Source organism: Halobaculum sp. XH14, from assembly GCF_032116555.1.
GTDB classification, from domain to species: Archaea; Halobacteriota; Halobacteria; order Halobacteriales; family Haloferacaceae; genus Halorarum; species Halorarum halobium.
Genome location: NZ_CP134949.1, coordinates 272,550 through 288,069, shown reverse-complemented (window position 1 = coordinate 288,069; position 15,520 = coordinate 272,550). Strand labels below are relative to the sequence as shown.

The 15,520-nt window shown below is 69.5% G+C and carries 16 protein-coding genes and 1 tRNA gene; 4 read left to right on the top strand and 13 right to left on the bottom strand.

Annotation, left to right across the window (positions count from 1 at the left end; genetic code table 11):
* Positions 1–2 precede the first annotated feature (2 nt).
* The 6 genes from RJT50_RS01445 to RJT50_RS01420 all read right to left on the bottom strand — a co-directional run bounded on the left by RJT50_RS01445 (position 3) and on the right by RJT50_RS01420 (position 7,016).
* Positions 3–743 (bottom strand): MBL fold metallo-hydrolase, encoded by a 741-nt coding sequence (locus RJT50_RS01445; protein WP_313693397.1) that lies wholly within the window; start codon positions 741–743, stop codon positions 3–5.
* An 81-nt stretch (positions 744–824) separates the two neighbouring features.
* Entirely contained in the window at positions 825–1,898 is a 1,074-nt protein-coding gene (locus tag RJT50_RS01440; protein WP_313693395.1) for an AbrB/MazE/SpoVT family DNA-binding domain-containing protein, read from the bottom strand.
* A gap of 146 nt (positions 1,899–2,044) precedes the next feature.
* Positions 2,045–2,971: a phosphate ABC transporter ATP-binding protein PstB gene (gene pstB, locus RJT50_RS01435; protein WP_313693394.1), complete on the bottom strand. Its 927-nt coding sequence runs from the start codon at positions 2,969–2,971 to the stop codon at positions 2,045–2,047.
* Positions 2,972–2,973: 2 nt separating this feature from the next.
* A complete protein-coding gene (pstA, locus tag RJT50_RS01430) occupies positions 2,974–4,608 on the bottom strand; it encodes a phosphate ABC transporter permease PstA (RefSeq protein ID WP_313693392.1) in 1,635 nt (544 codons plus the stop codon).
* Positions 4,608–5,741, bottom strand: coding sequence for a phosphate ABC transporter permease subunit PstC (pstC, locus tag RJT50_RS01425; RefSeq protein ID WP_313693389.1), 1,134 nt, complete (start codon positions 5,739–5,741; stop codon positions 4,608–4,610). Before pstC ends, pstA begins: the two co-directional genes overlap by 1 nt.
* Before the next feature lie 63 nt (positions 5,742–5,804).
* Positions 5,805–7,016, bottom strand: coding sequence for a PstS family phosphate ABC transporter substrate-binding protein (locus RJT50_RS01420; protein WP_313693387.1), 1,212 nt, complete (start codon positions 7,014–7,016; stop codon positions 5,805–5,807).
* A 206-nt stretch (positions 7,017–7,222) separates the two neighbouring features.
* On the opposite strand from RJT50_RS01420, the gene RJT50_RS01415 reads away from it, so the two are divergent.
* Positions 7,223–8,188, top strand: coding sequence for a halo transducer protein (locus RJT50_RS01415; RefSeq protein ID WP_313693385.1), 966 nt, complete (start codon positions 7,223–7,225; stop codon positions 8,186–8,188).
* A gap of 72 nt (positions 8,189–8,260) precedes the next feature.
* Here the strand turns inward: RJT50_RS01415 and RJT50_RS01410 are convergent, their stop codons facing one another.
* From RJT50_RS01410 to RJT50_RS01400, 3 genes are all read right to left on the bottom strand, one after another.
* On the bottom strand, positions 8,261–8,704 hold the full coding sequence (locus tag RJT50_RS01410; RefSeq protein WP_313693383.1) for an arsenate reductase/protein-tyrosine-phosphatase family protein: 444 nt from the start codon (positions 8,702–8,704) through the stop codon (positions 8,261–8,263).
* Positions 8,705–8,931: 227 nt separating this feature from the next.
* Entirely contained in the window at positions 8,932–10,095 is a 1,164-nt protein-coding gene (gene arsB, locus RJT50_RS01405; protein ID WP_313693381.1) for an ACR3 family arsenite efflux transporter, read from the bottom strand.
* Positions 10,088–10,486 (bottom strand): ArsR/SmtB family transcription factor, encoded by a 399-nt coding sequence (locus tag RJT50_RS01400; RefSeq protein ID WP_313693379.1) that lies wholly within the window; start codon positions 10,484–10,486, stop codon positions 10,088–10,090. Before RJT50_RS01400 ends, arsB begins: the two co-directional genes overlap by 8 nt.
* 355 nt (positions 10,487–10,841) lie before the next feature.
* Between RJT50_RS01400 and RJT50_RS01395 the strand changes: the two genes are divergently transcribed.
* A complete protein-coding gene (locus tag RJT50_RS01395; RefSeq protein WP_313693378.1) occupies positions 10,842–11,408 on the top strand; it encodes a DoxX family membrane protein in 567 nt (188 codons plus the stop codon).
* A 92-nt stretch (positions 11,409–11,500) separates the two neighbouring features.
* Here the strand turns inward: RJT50_RS01395 and RJT50_RS01390 are convergent, their stop codons facing one another.
* Genes RJT50_RS01390 through RJT50_RS01380 form a run of 3 tightly spaced genes read right to left on the bottom strand, consistent with a single transcriptional unit; the run spans position 11,501 to position 13,459 of the window.
* On the bottom strand, positions 11,501–11,779 hold the full coding sequence (locus tag RJT50_RS01390; RefSeq protein ID WP_313693377.1) for a DUF7521 family protein: 279 nt from the start codon (positions 11,777–11,779) through the stop codon (positions 11,501–11,503).
* On the bottom strand, positions 11,776–12,153 hold the full coding sequence (locus RJT50_RS01385) for a helix-turn-helix domain-containing protein (RefSeq protein ID WP_313693375.1): 378 nt from the start codon (positions 12,151–12,153) through the stop codon (positions 11,776–11,778). Before RJT50_RS01385 ends, RJT50_RS01390 begins: the two co-directional genes overlap by 4 nt.
* Positions 12,154–12,205: 52 nt before the next feature.
* Positions 12,206–13,459: a threonine synthase gene (locus RJT50_RS01380; RefSeq protein ID WP_313693372.1), complete on the bottom strand. Its 1,254-nt coding sequence runs from the start codon at positions 13,457–13,459 to the stop codon at positions 12,206–12,208.
* Between the two features lie 768 nt (positions 13,460–14,227).
* On the opposite strand from RJT50_RS01380, the gene RJT50_RS01375 reads away from it, so the two are divergent.
* Positions 14,228–14,665: a DUF8146 domain-containing protein gene (locus RJT50_RS01375; RefSeq protein WP_313693369.1), complete on the top strand. Its 438-nt coding sequence runs from the start codon at positions 14,228–14,230 to the stop codon at positions 14,663–14,665.
* Positions 14,666–14,707: 42 nt separating this feature from the next.
* Here the strand turns inward: RJT50_RS01375 and RJT50_RS01370 are convergent, their stop codons facing one another.
* Positions 14,708–15,163 (bottom strand): DUF5814 domain-containing protein, encoded by a 456-nt coding sequence (locus RJT50_RS01370; protein WP_313693367.1) that lies wholly within the window; start codon positions 15,161–15,163, stop codon positions 14,708–14,710.
* Between the two features lie 202 nt (positions 15,164–15,365).
* On the opposite strand from RJT50_RS01370, the gene RJT50_RS01365 reads away from it, so the two are divergent.
* Positions 15,366–15,438 (top strand) — tRNA-His (locus tag RJT50_RS01365).
* Positions 15,439–15,520: the final 82 nt, after the last annotated feature.

The following is a 15,520-nucleotide window of genomic DNA, read 5'->3' as shown; positions in this document are numbered from 1 at the left end:
CGTCACCGCGCGCTCTCGACCGCCGTCTCGACCTCCCCCTGCCACGGGTTCCCGTGGCCGGGCAGAAGCGTCACCGACCCCAGCCCGTCGAGCCGGTCGAGCGATCCCCTCGCCTCCTCGTGATCCTCGTCGGCTGCCCCGAGCAACTGGGGGTCGCCCTCCTGCCCGGTGAAGATGTTCCGCGTGGCGAGCACGTCGCCACAGAACAGGACGTCCCGGTCCTCGACCGACAGCGCGCACGACCCGGGCGTGTGACCGGGGGCAAAGACGACCCGGGGCTCGCCCGGAACGGGGAGCACCTCGCCGGCCGCGAGCGGTTCGGTCTCGGCGACAGGCTCGACTGACGTGACGCCGTCCCGGATCATCTCGACCGCGTAGCGGAGGAACCCCGGCCGCCAGAGGTTCCGGTAGAACCAGCCGGGCGCGCCCTGGGGCTGGCCGCTCAGGAGGGAACGGTCGGCCGGATGACAGTAGATCGGTACGCCCCGTTCGGCCAGCCGTGCCGCGAAGCCGACGTGGTCGGCGTCCGCGTGGGTCACCACGAGCGCCGCCACGTCGCCGAACTCGTAGCCGTTCTCGGCGAGCCAGTCGCCGAGCTGGGGCCAGTGGGCCGGCAGCCCGGCGTCGACGACCGTCAGCCCGTCCTCGGCTTCCAGCACGTACCAGTTGATCCTGCTGGTGCCGAACCGGTAGATGCCCGTAGCCACCTCGCGGCCCGACCGTTCGGTCCCAGCGGTGTCCATACCCGGCGCTTCACGGACCGACAGTATAGGTCTTCGCGGGAACCGGCGGAAAACGGGACAGTCGAGGACCGTCGGGCGCGTTCACTCGTCCGAGCCCGCGACCGCCCGGAGGACCCAGTCGTCGCCGTCGCGGTCGCCGTCCTGGACCGACGCGGACCGCAACTCGCCGCCGCCGAGTTCGATCCGGAGCGCCAGTTCCGCGACGGCGCCAGCGTGTTCGGCCGTCCGGCGGACGGCCTCAAGCGCGTGCGTGAGCCGGTAGTCGGCCCCTTCCGCGGCGAACAGCGCCCGGTCCATCGCGTCGGTCTCCTCGCGGACCGCCTCGCGGGCGGCCAGCGCGCGCCGCGCCGCGTCCACGGTGCCGTCGCCGACGACGACGCCCACCGCGTCCTCGACCGCCTGGCGGGCCTGCCGGGCGACCGCGTCCAGGTCACCCTCGCCGGGCACCGTCGCCTGCCCGTCGAGTTCGGCCGCCGTCGTTGCGAGCTGCTCCGCGCGGTCGGCGACGCCCTCCAGTTCGCGGGCGGTGACCCAGAGCGCGAACAGTTCGGGACGGGTCACCCCGAGCGCGTCGACCTCGTCGAGCCGCGAGAGGCCGCGCCCGACGTGCCGGTCGATCATCGCGAACAGGCGGTCGGCCTCGTCGTCACGGTCGCCCGGGGCCTCGACGGTCGCCTCGCCGGTCAGCGCGGCCGTCGCGTCCCGGTGCATCGAGAGCGCGACGAACCGAAGCTGGCGGATCGTCTGCCGGATCGAGACCTCCGAGGCGTCGAGCAGCGTCCGCACCGTGAGCCGGTCGGCCGACTCGTCGGCGATCGTCACGCCCGGGAGGGTGCGGGTGACGGCCCTGACGGTCCCCCGCTGGTCGTCCCCGAACCCGTCGGGCGCGGTGAGCACGAGTTCCTCGAACCCGGCCGCGTAGGCGGCCCTGACTGCCCGTTCGAGCCGCTCGGGCTCGCCGTCCTCGACCCGCACCGAGACGCGGCTCCGTTCGTCCCGCTCGTGGCCGGGGGCCTCGACGCGGAGGAGGCCGTCGATGTCGGCGTGCAGGGTGACGACCGTCCCCGCCGAGATGCCCTCGGACTCTGCCCACGACTTCGGGAGCGAGACGGTGTAAGTCCCGCTGCCGACCGTCTGGATCTTTCGCGTCTCCATCTGTCAGGCGGTGGGTCGTGAGGTGGGTTGGTGAGCGGACGACGCGCGCGGCGCGGCGACGGGTCCGGTGGAGGGCGGCGTCGCGCGAGCGGCTCCCGGCCGGCCCACGGCGACCGCGTCCGCGCCGCCTCCACGGGGGGCCCCGGTCATCCGAACTTCCCGCTGATGTACTCCTCGACGCGCCGGGACTCGGGGTTCTCGAAGATCTTGTCGGTGTCGTCGTACTCCACGAGCTCCCCGCCGGTGAGGAACACGGCCGTCTGGTCAGAGATGCGGGCCGCCTGCTGCATGTTGTGGGTGACGATGACGACCGTGTACTGCTCGCTCAGGTCGTCGATGAGGTCCTCGATCTTCGCGGTGGCGATGGGGTCAAGCGCCGAGGCGGGCTCGTCCATCAGGATGACCTCCGGATCGACCGAGAGACAGCGGGCGATACAGAGGCGCTGCTGCTGGCCGCCCGAGAGGCCGAGCGCGTTGTCGTCGAGGCGGTCGGACACCTCCTCCCAGAGGGCTGCGTTGCGCAGACAGCGCTCGACGAGGTCGTCGCGCTCGTCCTCGTTCGACCGGCCGAGCGCGCGCGCGAGGAGGCCCGTCTCGATGTCGCCGTGCTTGCGCGGGCCGTAGGAGACGTTGTCCCGGATCGACTTCGGGAACGGGTTCGGCGACTGGAACACCATGCCGACGCGCTTGCGGAGTTCGACGAGATTGACGCCGTCCTGGTAGAGTTCCTCGCCGTCGAGCGCGACCGAGCCGTCGATCCGAGCGGCCGAGATGCGGTCGTTCATCCGGTTGAGACACCGGAGGAACGTCGACTTCCCGCAGCCGGAGGGACCGATGAGCGCCGTGACGCTGTTGCTCGGGATGTCCATCGAGACGTCCTTCAGCGCGTGGTCGTCGCCGTAGTGGACGTTCAGGTCCTCGACCGCCAGCTTGGCCCGGCCCGCGAACTCGTGTTCCCGCCACTCCTCACGGACGCGCTCGTCGGTCTCGCCGGCGGTCGTTTCGAGCGGCTGATCGGTCTCGAGCGGCTGGTCGGTCTGGCTTTCCTGCTGGGTCTGTGGTGTGTCACTCATGGTCATTCGTGTCTGAGCTTCCGCCGGAAGTAGTATCGCGTGCCGATGCCGATGGCGTAGAACGTCAGGACGACGGCGAGGAGGACGAGCGCGGTCGCCCACCGGAACTCGTCGGGGTTGGCGACGTTCTCCCCCAGCCCGACGCCCGCGGTGATGAGCGCGAACAGCTGGTAGGGGAGCGCCGAGGTCGCCTGCAGCAGTTCGGGGTTGGCCACGAACGGCGGGGCCGACGTGAACTCGAAGCCGCCGATCACGTCGACCGTCTGTCCCCCGGGGACGAACGTCCCGCCCGCCATCGTCAGCAGGATGGGGGCCGTCTCGCCGGCGATCCGTCCGACGCCGAGGATGACCCCGGTGACGACGCCGGGGAGCGCGGCCGGCAGGACGACGCTCCTGATGGTCTGCCAGCGCGTGACGCCGAGGGCGGCGCTCGCGTCGCGGTACTCGTCGGGCACCGAGAGCATCGCCTCGCGGCTGGTGATCAACACCAGCGGGAGCAGCATGAACCCGAGCGTGAGCATCCCCGACAGCAGCGACTTGCTGTTGCCGAACCGTGGGATGAGGAACGCGAACCCGAACAGGCCGAAGACGATGCTGGGGGTGCTCCAGAGGCCGTTCGTCGCGATCTCGACCGCCCGCGTGAACGCGCCCTGCTCGGCGTACTCGGTGAGGAAGATCGCGGCCCCGACCGCGAGTGGCACCGCGAACAGCACGGCACCGACGACGAGCCACACCGTCCCCACGATCGCCGGGAGCACGCCGTTGAACTCGTTCAACAGCGCGACGCCGTTCATCAGGAACGGGATCGAGACCGGCCACCGGAAGCTCAGCTCCAGGCCGAACAGTCCGAGCGTGGTCTCGGGCCCGACGCCGAGGCCGAACTGGACCCCGGTGAGGAGCCCCGGGACGCCCTGGACGACCGTGAACGCGACGAGGACGAACAGGAACGCGACGATGGAGAGGGCGTTCAGGTAGACGAGCACGTACGCGCCCAGGTGCCGGCCGCGAGCGCCGAAGCCGCCGTACGCCTTCGCGGCCGCCCAGCCGGCGAGCATCGCGTTGGACAGGGTCGCGACCGGGATGACGAACTCCGCGGTCAGCGAGGCGGTCTGCTCCCAGCCCAGGTCCCACACCCACTCCGGGCCGAGCGTGCCGGTCAGGAACACCAGGCCGGTCAACGCCGGCAGCGCCCCGATGGGAACCGTCGACCCGACGTCCTCGCGGGGGAGCACCGTGGCCGCGAAGGCGACGCCGCCGAGGAGGAGTCCGCCGACGACCAGTCCGATACCCCCGGAGCCGAGGAGCAGGGTCGCGGCGCCGGCACCGACGACGAACCACGGGACTGCGCCGGCGGCCCCCGCGATCAGGCCGGCGCTGGCGTCCGGGGTCGTCGAGACGAACTCGAGGCGGGAGCCGACGCCGAAGGAGACGACGGCCCCGCCGAGCAGGACGAGGAGGGCGCCCAGGAGCGCGACCGTCGAGACGCCCGCGACGGTGCCGGTGATCGAGATCCCCTCGGCCAGCGCCACGATCGAGAGCCCGAACAGCACGGCCGAGACGGCGACCGCGACGGCGGCGACCGCGTCGGTCCCGGAGGTGTCCTGCCGGACGAGGTCGGTCCCCATCGCGCCCGCCATCAGAGCTCACCCCCGAACTTCCGGTGCATCCGCCACTCGATGTACTGCGAGCCGATCGAGATGAAAAGCACCGTGATGAAGAGGATGACGCCCGAGACGAACAGCGCGTCCATCTGGAGGCCGTCCGCGTCGCCGTAGTTTCGCGCGATGAGCGAGGTGAGCGTCTCCTGGCCGTAGAAGACGTTGTACAGCGGGTCGGTGAGCCGGGGAACCCCCCGGAGCATCACCGTCGCGGCCATCGTCTCGCCGATGGCGCGCCCGACGCCGAGCAGCACGGCCGCGGAGACGCCCGAGAACGCGGCCGGCAGCGTGATCGAGGTCATCGTCTGCCAGTCGGTCGTGCCGACCGCGAGCGAGCCGCTCTTGATCGACTCGGGGACGCTGGAGAGGGCGTCCTCCCCGACGGAGACGACCGTCGGGAGCGCCATCAGCCCGACCACGATGCCGACGAAGAGGTACGTCCCCTGCCCGCTGAGGTCGAACTGGGTGGAGGCCCACGGGCTCAGGACGGTGAAGCCGATGAACCCGTAGACGATGGAGGGGATGCCGGCGAGGATCTCGACGCCGGGCTTGACCGCCTCCCGCACCATCGGGGGGGCGATCTCGGAGAGGAACAGCGCCGCCGCGACGCCCAGCGGCGCGGCGACCGCCGTCGCGATGAGGGTCACCATCACCGTCCCGTGGATCATCGGCACCATCGAGTACCGGACCGGATCGGCGACCGCGTCCCACCGCGTCTCCACGAACAGCCGGAGCCCGGGCACGGTCACGCCGAACACCGTCGCGCTCTCGTACCGGATGACCGGGATCGACTCCATGAAGATGAAGACGATGATGAGCCCGAGGATCAGGATCGTCGAGACGGTCGTCATCAGCGTCAGCACCCTCGCGGTCACTTCCTGGTGTCTGACCCAGCCGTAGCCGAACGTCGCGATCGAAACGGCGAAGGGGAGGACGGTCAGCGGAGAGACCAACAGGAACCCGACGAACGCCACGAGCATCGCCGCCGATCCGATTCCGACGACCGCGAGCGCCTCCGGCTCGGTGTCGTCGACGAACGCCCTGCCCCGCCGTACCTGCCGCTCGCCCGCGTCACGAAGCCACGATCCCACCCGTTCTCTCGCTGCTGTCATGTCATTTGAAATAATTTCGAGTGCCTGGTGTCCGGTCCGAGAGCGCCGCCGGCCGGGGTCGGCTCAGTAGTCGATCCAGTCGCTGAGCTTCTCCCGTTCGGACTCGATGTCGGCCGTCGGCAGGGGGATGTAGTTCACGTCCTCCACGAACAGCGTCTGCCCGAACGTGGTCAGGAACATGTTCATGAAGGCGGCCTCGCGCCGGTCCGTCCCGCTGGGCGTGTCGTCGGTGATCTTCGTGTACATGTGCAGGTTCCGGTTCAGCGGGTACTCGCTGTCGAAGATGGTGTTCTCCGCGTCCCGGTCCGGCTCGTACACGGTCCCCTCGAAGTCGATGGCGATGGGACGGACCGCGTCGCTCGTGAACGCGAGCGCCATGTACGCGATGGCGCCCTCGTTCTGGGAGACGAGCTGGGCGACCTGCTGGTTCTGGCCCTGCCGGGTGTCGACGTCCATCGGCGCGTCGGCGTCGCCGAGCATGTTGAGCCTGAACGCGGTGTCGGTGCCGGAGCCCTCGGCGCGGCCGATGGCGTAGATCTCCTGGTCGTAGCTGATGCCCTCGAGGTCGCTCCAGTTCTCGACTTCGCCCTGGAAGATCATCCGGACCTGCTCGCCGGTGAGCTGCTGGATGCCCTCGTCCCACACGTCGCCGCTGACGACGACCGGCTGGCCGTCGCGGCCGACGACGTGGTCGACGACCTCCTCGTCGCGCCGCTGCTCGCTCCAGTCGAGTTCGGCCGTGATCGGGCCCGAGGAGTTGCCGATGTCGACGAGGCCGTCAACGACGGCCTCACAGCCTGTCCCCGAGTGCGAGAGGCCGACCGTCGTCGGGAACGGCGGCTCCGAGCGCTGTTCGGTCGGCTCGAAGCCGGCCTGGCTGGCGAAGTAGTCGGCAAGGAGCATGTCGGGCTCGCCGAGGTCCGACCAGCCGGGGACGGTGCTCTCCGAGTTGGAGCCCCAGTACTCGCCGTCGCTCGGCGGCGCGTTGGAGTTCCAGTAGGAGCTCCCCTTGTTGGAGATGGGGTAGACCGTCGAGGACCCCTCGGCGTTGAGCAGCGAGGTGTCCATGCCGCCGTCGCCGCCCGAGCCGTCGCCGTCGTCGCCGCCCGAATCCCCGTCCGAATCGCCGCCCGAGTCCCCGCCAGAACTCCCGCTCGGGGTGGTCTCGCTCGAACTCGAACAGCCGGCGAGGCCCGTCGCGCCGACGACGCCGGAGGTGAGGATGAATTTCCGCCGCGATACGCCGGTGATGGACTGGTTGGGGTCGTCTACCATCACCTGACGGCTTCGGTGAGACGGTAAAAGGGGTTTATAATACTGGTACTGTCGGCTCAGAGAACTCCCTTCGGCTACCCAGCCCTCGGAGATCTCCCCCCGGATACGGGCCGATCTATAGCCGACAATAGCGCTCCGGCCCGCTATATTCCCTAATAGATTGCTCTGAGAAAAAGTACATCCGTCGGGACCGAGGACGGTCGGGCATGAGTCGACCCCAGGCCGTCGTCGGTCGAACCACGGAGGAGGCCGTCGAAACGATCCTCGCGGCGGACGGGACGCGCGAGCGGGACGCCGTCCGGGCGGCGCTCGACCCAGTCACCGAGGACGGCGTCGTCACCGAGGCCGCCGTCGAGTCGGCCGTCTCGGACACCTCGAAGGTCGTCGCCACCGCGGAAACCCGGGTCGAACTGGCGCGGATCGAGCACGAGGAGGCGCGCGAGGCGGCCGAACCCGTCGCCGACCTCGAGGTCGTGTCCGCCCGGCTCGACGAGGCCGCAGACCGGCTCGCGGCCGTCGAGGCGCGCCGGGACGACCTCTCGCGGGATCTCGGATCGCCGGTCGAACGGCTGAACGACCCGACCGCGGCGTACGAACTCGCCGTCGAACTCCGGGCGGTCGCGTCGAACGCGCAGGGCGTTGTCCGGACCGCGGACGACCTCCAGACGGACCTCGAACAGGTCGAATCGTGGCTCACGAGCCCCGCGCGTCGGTACGACGAGTTCGGCGAGGACGTCTCGTTCGCGGCCGAGTCGCTGGCCGAACTCGAAGCTGCGGCCCAAGCGCTCCCCGAGACCACGGCCGAACCGGCCGTCGAGTGGGCCGACGCCAGCATGCGTACGCGGGTGCTGAACTGCGTCGTCGCCGACCTGCGGGCCGAACTGGCGGAGCTCCGCGAGTGGGCCGACCGCGAGGACGAGCCGTTCCGCGAGGCGCTCGTCTCGGACGTCGACGCGCTGGCCGACCGGCGCGAGGCGCTGGCGGCGGAACTGGACGGGCTCGCACGGCCCGCCTGGCGCGACCGCTTCGGCGAGGAACTAGCCGCGCTGGGGGACGAACTGGCGGGGGTCGACGCGCCAGTGGACTGGGCGGCGGTCGAGGCGGCCTCCGAGACGCACCGGGCCCGCGTCCGCGGGGATGCCGGATCGCCCGCGACCGACGGCGACGCGTAACCGCCGGCTCCGCCCGCGAGACTCGCATCTTACGCCGCTTCCCTTCTCGCAGCGCTTCCTCGAGTTCTCTTCTTATGACGCCTCCTCGATCTCGTCGAACAGCGCGACCACCCGTCGCTCGATCTCGTCGCGGATCTCCCGTACCGCATCCAGCTCCCGTTCGCCGGGGTCGTCCAGCGCCCAGTCGCGCACGTCCACGTCGGGCCCGACGGTCCCCACGTCCAGCGTGGAACAGCCCATGGTGGCGACGTAGTCGCAGGAGCGAAGCTCCTCGACGGTGATCTCGCGGGGCGTCCGGTCCGCGAGGTCGAAGCCGGCCTCGCGCATGACCTCGACCACGACCTCGTGGACGTGGTCGGCAGGGTCGGTCCCGCCGGTGAGGAGTTCGACGCGGTCCTCGAGACCGCGTCGCTCCCGTTCGCGCTCGGCGACTGCCGTGGACATCTGGGAGCGGCCGGCGTTCCGGACGCACATGAAGGCGATTCGAATCGGGTCGGTGGTGGTGGGTTCGGTCATTGGCTCTGTCGTGTGTGGTTTCGTCGGTCCGCGACGGTCGGGTCGCTCTCCCCGGCCGGGTCCGTGTCGCCGCTGTGGATCTCGACGTCCGTCCGGCCCTGAATCCGAGCCCGGATTGCGGCGACGGCAGCCGCGACCCGACCTCGACCCGCGTTCTCCACGCGGACGAACGCGACCCGAAGGGAAGCAACGGAGTCTGTCTGGTTGGACATTGGATCGTGGCGCGCTCAATCGTCCTCGGGAGTCGGGTCCGAAGCGGACGGGGTGAGCTGTCCGACCGTGGCACCGCTCCAGTCGAACGTTCGCCGGAAGTACAGCGCGACGTTGACCAGCGCGAGCAGGACGGGGACTTCGATGAGCGGGCCGACGACGGTGGCGAACGCGACGCCGGAGCCGACGCCGAACACCGCCACGGCGACGGCGATGGCGAGTTCGAAGTTGTTCGACGCCGCCGTGAACCCGATCGCGGTCGTCGTCGAGTAGTCCGCGCCGATGCCACGCCCCATCCCGAAGCTTACGAGGAACATCACGACGAAGTAGATCGTCAGCGGCACCGCGATCAACAGGACGTCGCCCGGCGAGGCGACGATGGTGCCGCCCTGCGTGGCGAACATCACGACGACGGTGAACAGGAGCGCGACGAGCGTGAGCGGGTCGATCCTCGGAACGAACTCGTCGTCGTACCAGGCGTCACCCTTCACGCGGGTCCCGACGGCGCGGGTCAGAAAGCCGCCGGCGAACGGGATCCCGAGGAAGACCACGATCGCCTCGAACACCTGCATCGGCGTGACGTCGAACGTCGTGACGCCGGCGGCAAGCGACTCCATCCCCAGGAACGGCGGGAGGAACAGCGCGAAGAACCAGACGTACACGCCGTAGGTGACGATCTGGAAGAGGCTGTTGAACGCGACCAGCCCCGTCACGTACTCGGTCGACCCGTCCGCGAGTTCGTTCCAGACCAGGACCATCGCGATACATCGGGCCATCCCGATGAACACGAGCCCGAGGAAGTACTCGGGACGCGCCGGCAGGCCGGGGACGAGTCCGCTGAAGAAGACGACCGCCAGCCCGAACATCAGGGTCGGTCCGATCAGCCAGTTCTGAACGAGACTCAACCCGAGCACGCGCCAGTTGCTGAAGACGGCGCGGAGTTGCGAGTAGTCCGCCTTCGCCAGCGGCGGATACATCATCGCAATGAGGCCGATCTCGACGAGGTGGAAGTTCTGAATCGGTCGGGTCACCGACGGGGCGACGTAGCCGAGCCCGACGCCGACCGCCATCGCCCCGACGATCCAGACGGTGAGGTACTTGTCGAGAACGTCCATCGAGCGCGGGTCACCACAGCGCTCACAGTCGCAGTCGGGCCCGTGTTCGTGGGCCGTCTCACTCATCGTTCAGACTCCCCTCGAGCACGGTGACGAGTGCGACGGCCCGGTTGGTGGCGCGGTACTTCTTCCAGCGCCCGTCCTTGCGCCCGGAGACGAGCCCGGCGTCGACGAGCGGCGAGAGCGCGTGGCTGAGCCCGCTTTCGGTCACGTCCACGACCGCGTTCAGCTCACAGACGCAGAGCTCCTCCCGTGCTGCGACGAGGACGCGGACGAGCGTGTAGCGCGTCTCGTTGGCGAGTGCCGAAAGGACGTCGAGTTCGGCGTCGACCCGTGCCGTCCCTAGCGCGGCCTCGAGCGTTCCGAGTTCCTCGAGTCGGCGCTCGACGTCCTCGGTCCGACAGTCGCCCAGTTCCTCGTCGAGATATCGTCGGAGACGATCCGTCGCCTGTGCCATCGAGAGTAGCTTGAGAGCATGTTCAAATAATGGTTTCGTTGAGAGCGAGTTTAGCTGCCTGATTCGCCCTCTATTCGAGATAGTAGCGATATTGAGCGATCTCCCGGAGACCAATACTTGAATGATCTCTAAATCATCTCTGGCACGTGATTCGGGAATCCCACCGTACCGGCTCGTGTGAGGGAAGGAAGTCGACGGCGACGGCACGACGTGATTGGGTGGCGAGCGTCGTCACCGCCGATGTCGTCGACGACGAGCCGTTCGAGCCACGCGGACGTGCGATTCCCGGCACCCGAGAATCGCTCTCCAGTTATATGGGGTTCCCGCCCGACCGTTCAGGTGGAGGAGAGAACCGATGTCAACCGGAACCGACGGCGGCGTGAACGTGTTCGAGAGCAACCTCGCGGGAATCGAGGTCCGCGGGCGGGCCCACAGCCTGAGCGCCTGGTTCGTCCTCGCGCTCCGGCTCATGATGGGCTACGCGTTCCTCTACTCGGGCTGGACGAAGATCCTCGGCGGGTCGTTCGACGCGCAGGGCTACCTGCTGAACGCGACCGTGGCGAACGGCAGCCCGCTGGTCGGGCTGTTCACCTGGATGGGCCAGACCGGCTGGTTCGTCGAGATCGTGAACGTCGCGGTCCCGTGGGGCGAACTGCTCATCGGCCTCGGGCTGCTCGTGGGCGCGTTCACCCGCCTCGCGGCGTTCTTCGGGGCGCTCATGATGCTCCTGTTCTACTTCGGGAACTGGAGCGTCGCCCACGGCGTCATCAACGGCGACTTCGCGTACATGCTCGTGTTCCTCGCGGTCGCCGCGTTCGGCGCCGGGCGCATCCTCGGGCTGGACGCAGTGATCGAGAACTACGAGGTGGACGGCGAACCGCTCCTCGAGAAGTACCCGGCGCTCGAGTACGTCCTCGGCTGAATCGGCCGCCGGTCGACCGCGGCCGACCGGAACCCGTTTTTCGAGGTCGGCGCGAACGACGAGGGAGGCGTTTCGGCACGTCTTCGCGGCGGTCAGTCGGAGTAGAGCGAGTAGACGATGATGCCGAAGCCGAGCGCGGTGAGGCCGCTCTCGATGAGCAGCACGGCGTTCGTGTCGAGCCCGAACGCCTGATGGGCCGCGCCCGCGAGCATCGCGCCCACGGTGACGAAGCCGAATCCGAGCGCCAGCGCGCCGAGCGCGGTGGCGTGGGTCCGGCGGTACGCCCTGAACGCGAAGAACGTGATGAGCCCGCCGAGCACCAGCGTGATGCTCTTGAGCGCGATGACCGCGGTGGAGACGACGTGGCTCACGTCTCCCGGCGCACCTCCGACCACATGTCCGCGAGGCGTTCGTCCGGCTCCACGGCGGGGCGTTCGACGTCGACCTCGAAGTCGCGCTCCTCGTCGAGCGCGAGAATGATGCGCTCGAAGTCGACGACGTACCGCGACCGGTGGTGGCCGTCGGGCCTGACCTCGGTGCGCTCCTCGACGAGCGAGGCGTCCGTGAGCTTGTCGAGTTTCCGGTAGGTCGTCGAGAGCGGGACGTCCGCCGCCTCGGCGACCCGCTGGGCGCTCATCGGCTCCTCCAGCGCCGAGACGATGGCGCGACACGCGTCGTCCTCGAGCGCGTCCGCGACCCGTTCGACGCCCGAGGTGTCGCCCCCGGACAGCACGTCCACCGTCATCCGGCCGGGAATTGACGGCACCGTGCCTTAATTGGTCCTGCTCGCGCCCGGGTCACGCCGCCGGGTCCCCGTCCTCGAACTGCGCCGCCCCTTCGCGTCGGCTCTCACGCTCGCCCAAGTGTGCCCGGAGCGTGTCCACGTCCTTGTTCCCCGCGCCGGTGTTGAGCAGGACGACCGTGTCGTCGGGGCCGAACTCGCCACGCTCGGCCAGCTCGAACGCGCCCGAGACGGCCGCCGCGCAGGTGGCACCGACCTCGATGCCCTCCGCACGCGCGACCTCGACGGCGGCGTCCAGGATCTCGCGGTCGCTCGTCGCCACCGCGCCGCCGTCGCTCTCCGCGAGCGCCTCGAGGATGAGCGGCGACGCGCCGGGGTCGGGGACGGCGATGCCGTTGCAGGCGGTCGTGATGTCCGTCCAGGCCTCGTGGCGCTCGGCTCCCTCCTCCCACGCCCGGACGACCGGCGCACAGCCCTCGGCCTGTGCAGCGTACATCCCGGGCAGGCCCGAGGACAGCCCGAGTTCGTCGAACTCCTTCGCGGCCTTGTGCATCCCGACGAGGCCGACGCCGCCGCCGGTCGGGTAGACGACCGCGTCGGGCGCTTCCCAGTCCAGCTGCTCGATGGTCTCGTAGGCCATCGTCTTCTTGCCGTCGTGGCGGTACGGCGTGACGAACGTCTTGGTCGAGTACCAGCCCTCACGGTCGCCCTCCGCGCCGTCGGCCATCGCCTCGGCGTACGCGGCGCCGGCGTCGGTGATCTCACCCTCCGCCACGCGGAGGTCGCCCCCGTGAACCTCCGTCATCGCCTTCTGGGTGAAGCCGGCGCGGTCGGGGAGGAACACGTGGGCGTCCAGCCCCGCCCTAGCGGCGTAGGCGGCCGCGGACTGGCCGGCGTTGCCGGCGCTGTTGAGCGCGATCCGCTCGGCCCCGTGCTCGCGCGCGGCGGTCATCGCCGCCGTCTGCCCGCGGTCCTTGAACGTCCCCGTCGGATTCCGCCCCTCGTCCTTCAGGTAGACCGCGCCGACGCCCATCCGATCGGCGAGCGTCGGGCACTCGACCAGCGGCGTCGCGCCCTCGCCGAGCGAGACGGCCGTCTCGCGGGGGAACGGGAGCAGTTCCGCGTAGCGCCACATCGAGTCGAAGCGGCGCGATTCGAGGTCGTTTCGGGTGAGGTCGACCCGGTCGAGGTCGTACTCGGGGTCCAGGACGCCCTCGCAGTCGGGACAGCGGTGGGTCGTCGTCGCCGGGTCGTGTCGTGCGTCACAGTCGACACAGCGGAGGCCGACGAACGCCTCGGTGGTTCGCATGTGGGTGGGCTTCGGCGGACGGGACTAACCGCTTTTGCCTCCGGTGATGCTCGTGGTTCGAACGTGCGACCGTCGACGACCTCCTCGCTCCGCGGGCTGCGACTTCCGAGGTTCGCCTCGCTGCGCTCGCCTCCCCGGGTCCGGGGTTCGTCGACTTACGGGAGAGCACGCTCTCCCGAATTCACGGGCGCAAGCGCCCGTGAACGCCGCGGCTCCTTCCAGTCCCACCCTTCCGGATGGTTGGCCGAGCGTTCGCTGGCCCGCCTACCGCTCGTACCGTCAGGGGTAATCCAGCGGGACGTTCGCCCGACCGTCCGACGGACGCGTCGGCAACAGGGGTGCGCTCGGCGCGTGCTGGCGGTCGGCGGTCACGCGAGCGGAGCGAGGGTGACGTCACGGGACCGGAGGTCCCGGGTAACGCGTGACGCGAGCCCCCTCGTGGGGCTCGCACTCGCGCGCGAGGGGTGAGAAGCGCAGCGAGCCTGCGAGCGAGCATCGCAAGCGGCTGTTCACGCGAGCGCAGCGAGGGTGAGTTCCGAGGAGCTCGCTCCGAGGTAAGGGAGGGCGAGGCTGAAATCACCGCCAGCAGCAGTGATCAGCCTGTCCACCCAGCCGGGTCCACGGCTCACGAGGCCGCCTAACTCCCGTCCCGGAACGAAACGAAACCGAACCGGACGCATCCGACCACGAACCGGTCGAAACACCCCCACACGGGACAGACAGCCGTCTGACGAACCGTTAAGTGAGACAACGACCCACGAACCAGCAATGAGCAACAAGAACAAGACGGTCTCCTTCCGCGTCAACGAGGACGCCTTCGAGGCGCTGCGGGAGATCGCGGACGAACGCGACCTCTCGCTGTCGGCGGTGTTCCGCGACTACGTCGAGGCGCTGGTCGCCCACGACGGCCAGATCGAGGTCGTCCCCGAGCACGAGTACGAGGCCGACGGCGACGACGACGCGCCGTTCCCGCCGACGGTGTCGGTCCCGCGGAGCTTCGTCCGCGAGCACGAGCGGCTCGAACTCGAGGCCGAGCACCTGCGCGAGCAACTGGACGAGTACAAGCAGTACGCGACGTACCTCCACGACCGGCTCGAATCCGACGAGGACGACGGCGAGGAGGTCGTCAACCTCGAGGACCTCGACGAGGAACGCGACGTGCCCGACGTCGAGCTCGGCGAGGACGAGCCGTACCAGATCGGGTAGCGTCCCGAATCGCCCCGCTGACGGGAGTTCTCGCCAGCCGTCTCAGCCCGCCAGCGCCCGCTTCGCGTCGCGCGCCTTCTCCTCCATCTCCCGGTCGCCCTCGACGTCCGCGAGCGACTCGACGGCCTCCAGCGTCCGCACCGCTGAATCGAGGAACGAGAGCACGTCGCCGGGGTAGGCGTACAGCATGTAGTCGTCGCCCATGACGTCGACGATGGCGTCCGGACCCATCCCCTGTGCCCGGAGTTCGAGCACGTACCGGACGAACTTGCGCTCCGGGTGACCACAGTAGGGCGCGTTCTCGCAGTCGCAGTCCAGGAAGTCCTCCGCAAAGTCCAGCAGGCGGTCGCGCGTCGCCTCGTCCACCTCCGCGAGGCCGTCGCCGGTGAACACGAGATCCAGCGTCGCGCCCTTGAACGCCCCCTTCGGGATGCTCGTCCCGAGCTGGGAGGCGATCTGCCTGTGATTCTTGAGGTAGATCTTGTCCGTGAGCGCCACAGTTGGCGATGTGAACGCGCGAGCGGGCCAAAAGCCCGACGGTCCGGGTCGTCGCGCGTCCCCGAGCGGCGTCACGGACGGCATCGCGGGCTGGGCGTCGGACCCGTCGACCGGGCGGGATCGAACCGTGGGGCGGTCCACCACACCGCAGGACGGCGTTCGTAACGTATTTGAGTCGGAGCGAAGTAGACCCGTGTGCGTGTCCGGGTTGGGGTAGTGGACTATCCTTCAGCCTTGTGGAGGCTGAGACGCGGGTTCAATTCTCGCACCTGGACCTCCTCCCGACGACCGACTCCCGAGCGTCGCGTCCGTGCAGAGGGACGGGACGCCGACGCGAAACCCCGTCGAGCACTCGCG

Bases quoted from the DNA above. Each gene is read 5' to 3' on its own strand.
- RJT50_RS01445 (WP_313693397.1), bottom strand. From the start codon at position 743: ATGGACACCGCTGGGACCGAACGGTCGGGCCGCGAGGTGGCTACGGGC.
- RJT50_RS01440 (WP_313693395.1), bottom strand. From the start codon at position 1,898: ATGGAGACGCGAAAGATCCAGACGGTCGGCAGCGGGACTTACACCGTC.
- pstB (WP_313693394.1), bottom strand. From the start codon at position 2,971: ATGAGTGACACACCACAGACCCAGCAGGAAAGCCAGACCGACCAGCCG.
- pstA (WP_313693392.1), bottom strand. From the start codon at position 4,608: ATGGCGGGCGCGATGGGGACCGACCTCGTCCGGCAGGACACCTCCGGG.
- pstC (WP_313693389.1), bottom strand. From the start codon at position 5,741: ATGACAGCAGCGAGAGAACGGGTGGGATCGTGGCTTCGTGACGCGGGC.
- RJT50_RS01420 (WP_313693387.1), bottom strand. From the start codon at position 7,016: ATGGTAGACGACCCCAACCAGTCCATCACCGGCGTATCGCGGCGGAAA.
- RJT50_RS01415 (WP_313693385.1), top strand. From the start codon at position 7,223: ATGAGTCGACCCCAGGCCGTCGTCGGTCGAACCACGGAGGAGGCCGTC.
- RJT50_RS01410 (WP_313693383.1), bottom strand. From the start codon at position 8,704: ATGACCGAACCCACCACCACCGACCCGATTCGAATCGCCTTCATGTGC.
- arsB (WP_313693381.1), bottom strand. From the start codon at position 10,095: ATGAGTGAGACGGCCCACGAACACGGGCCCGACTGCGACTGTGAGCGC.
- RJT50_RS01400 (WP_313693379.1), bottom strand. From the start codon at position 10,486: ATGGCACAGGCGACGGATCGTCTCCGACGATATCTCGACGAGGAACTG.
- RJT50_RS01395 (WP_313693378.1), top strand. From the start codon at position 10,842: ATGTCAACCGGAACCGACGGCGGCGTGAACGTGTTCGAGAGCAACCTC.
- RJT50_RS01385 (WP_313693375.1), bottom strand. From the start codon at position 12,153: ATGACGGTGGACGTGCTGTCCGGGGGCGACACCTCGGGCGTCGAACGG.
- RJT50_RS01380 (WP_313693372.1), bottom strand. From the start codon at position 13,459: ATGCGAACCACCGAGGCGTTCGTCGGCCTCCGCTGTGTCGACTGTGAC.
- RJT50_RS01375 (WP_313693369.1), top strand. From the start codon at position 14,228: ATGAGCAACAAGAACAAGACGGTCTCCTTCCGCGTCAACGAGGACGCC.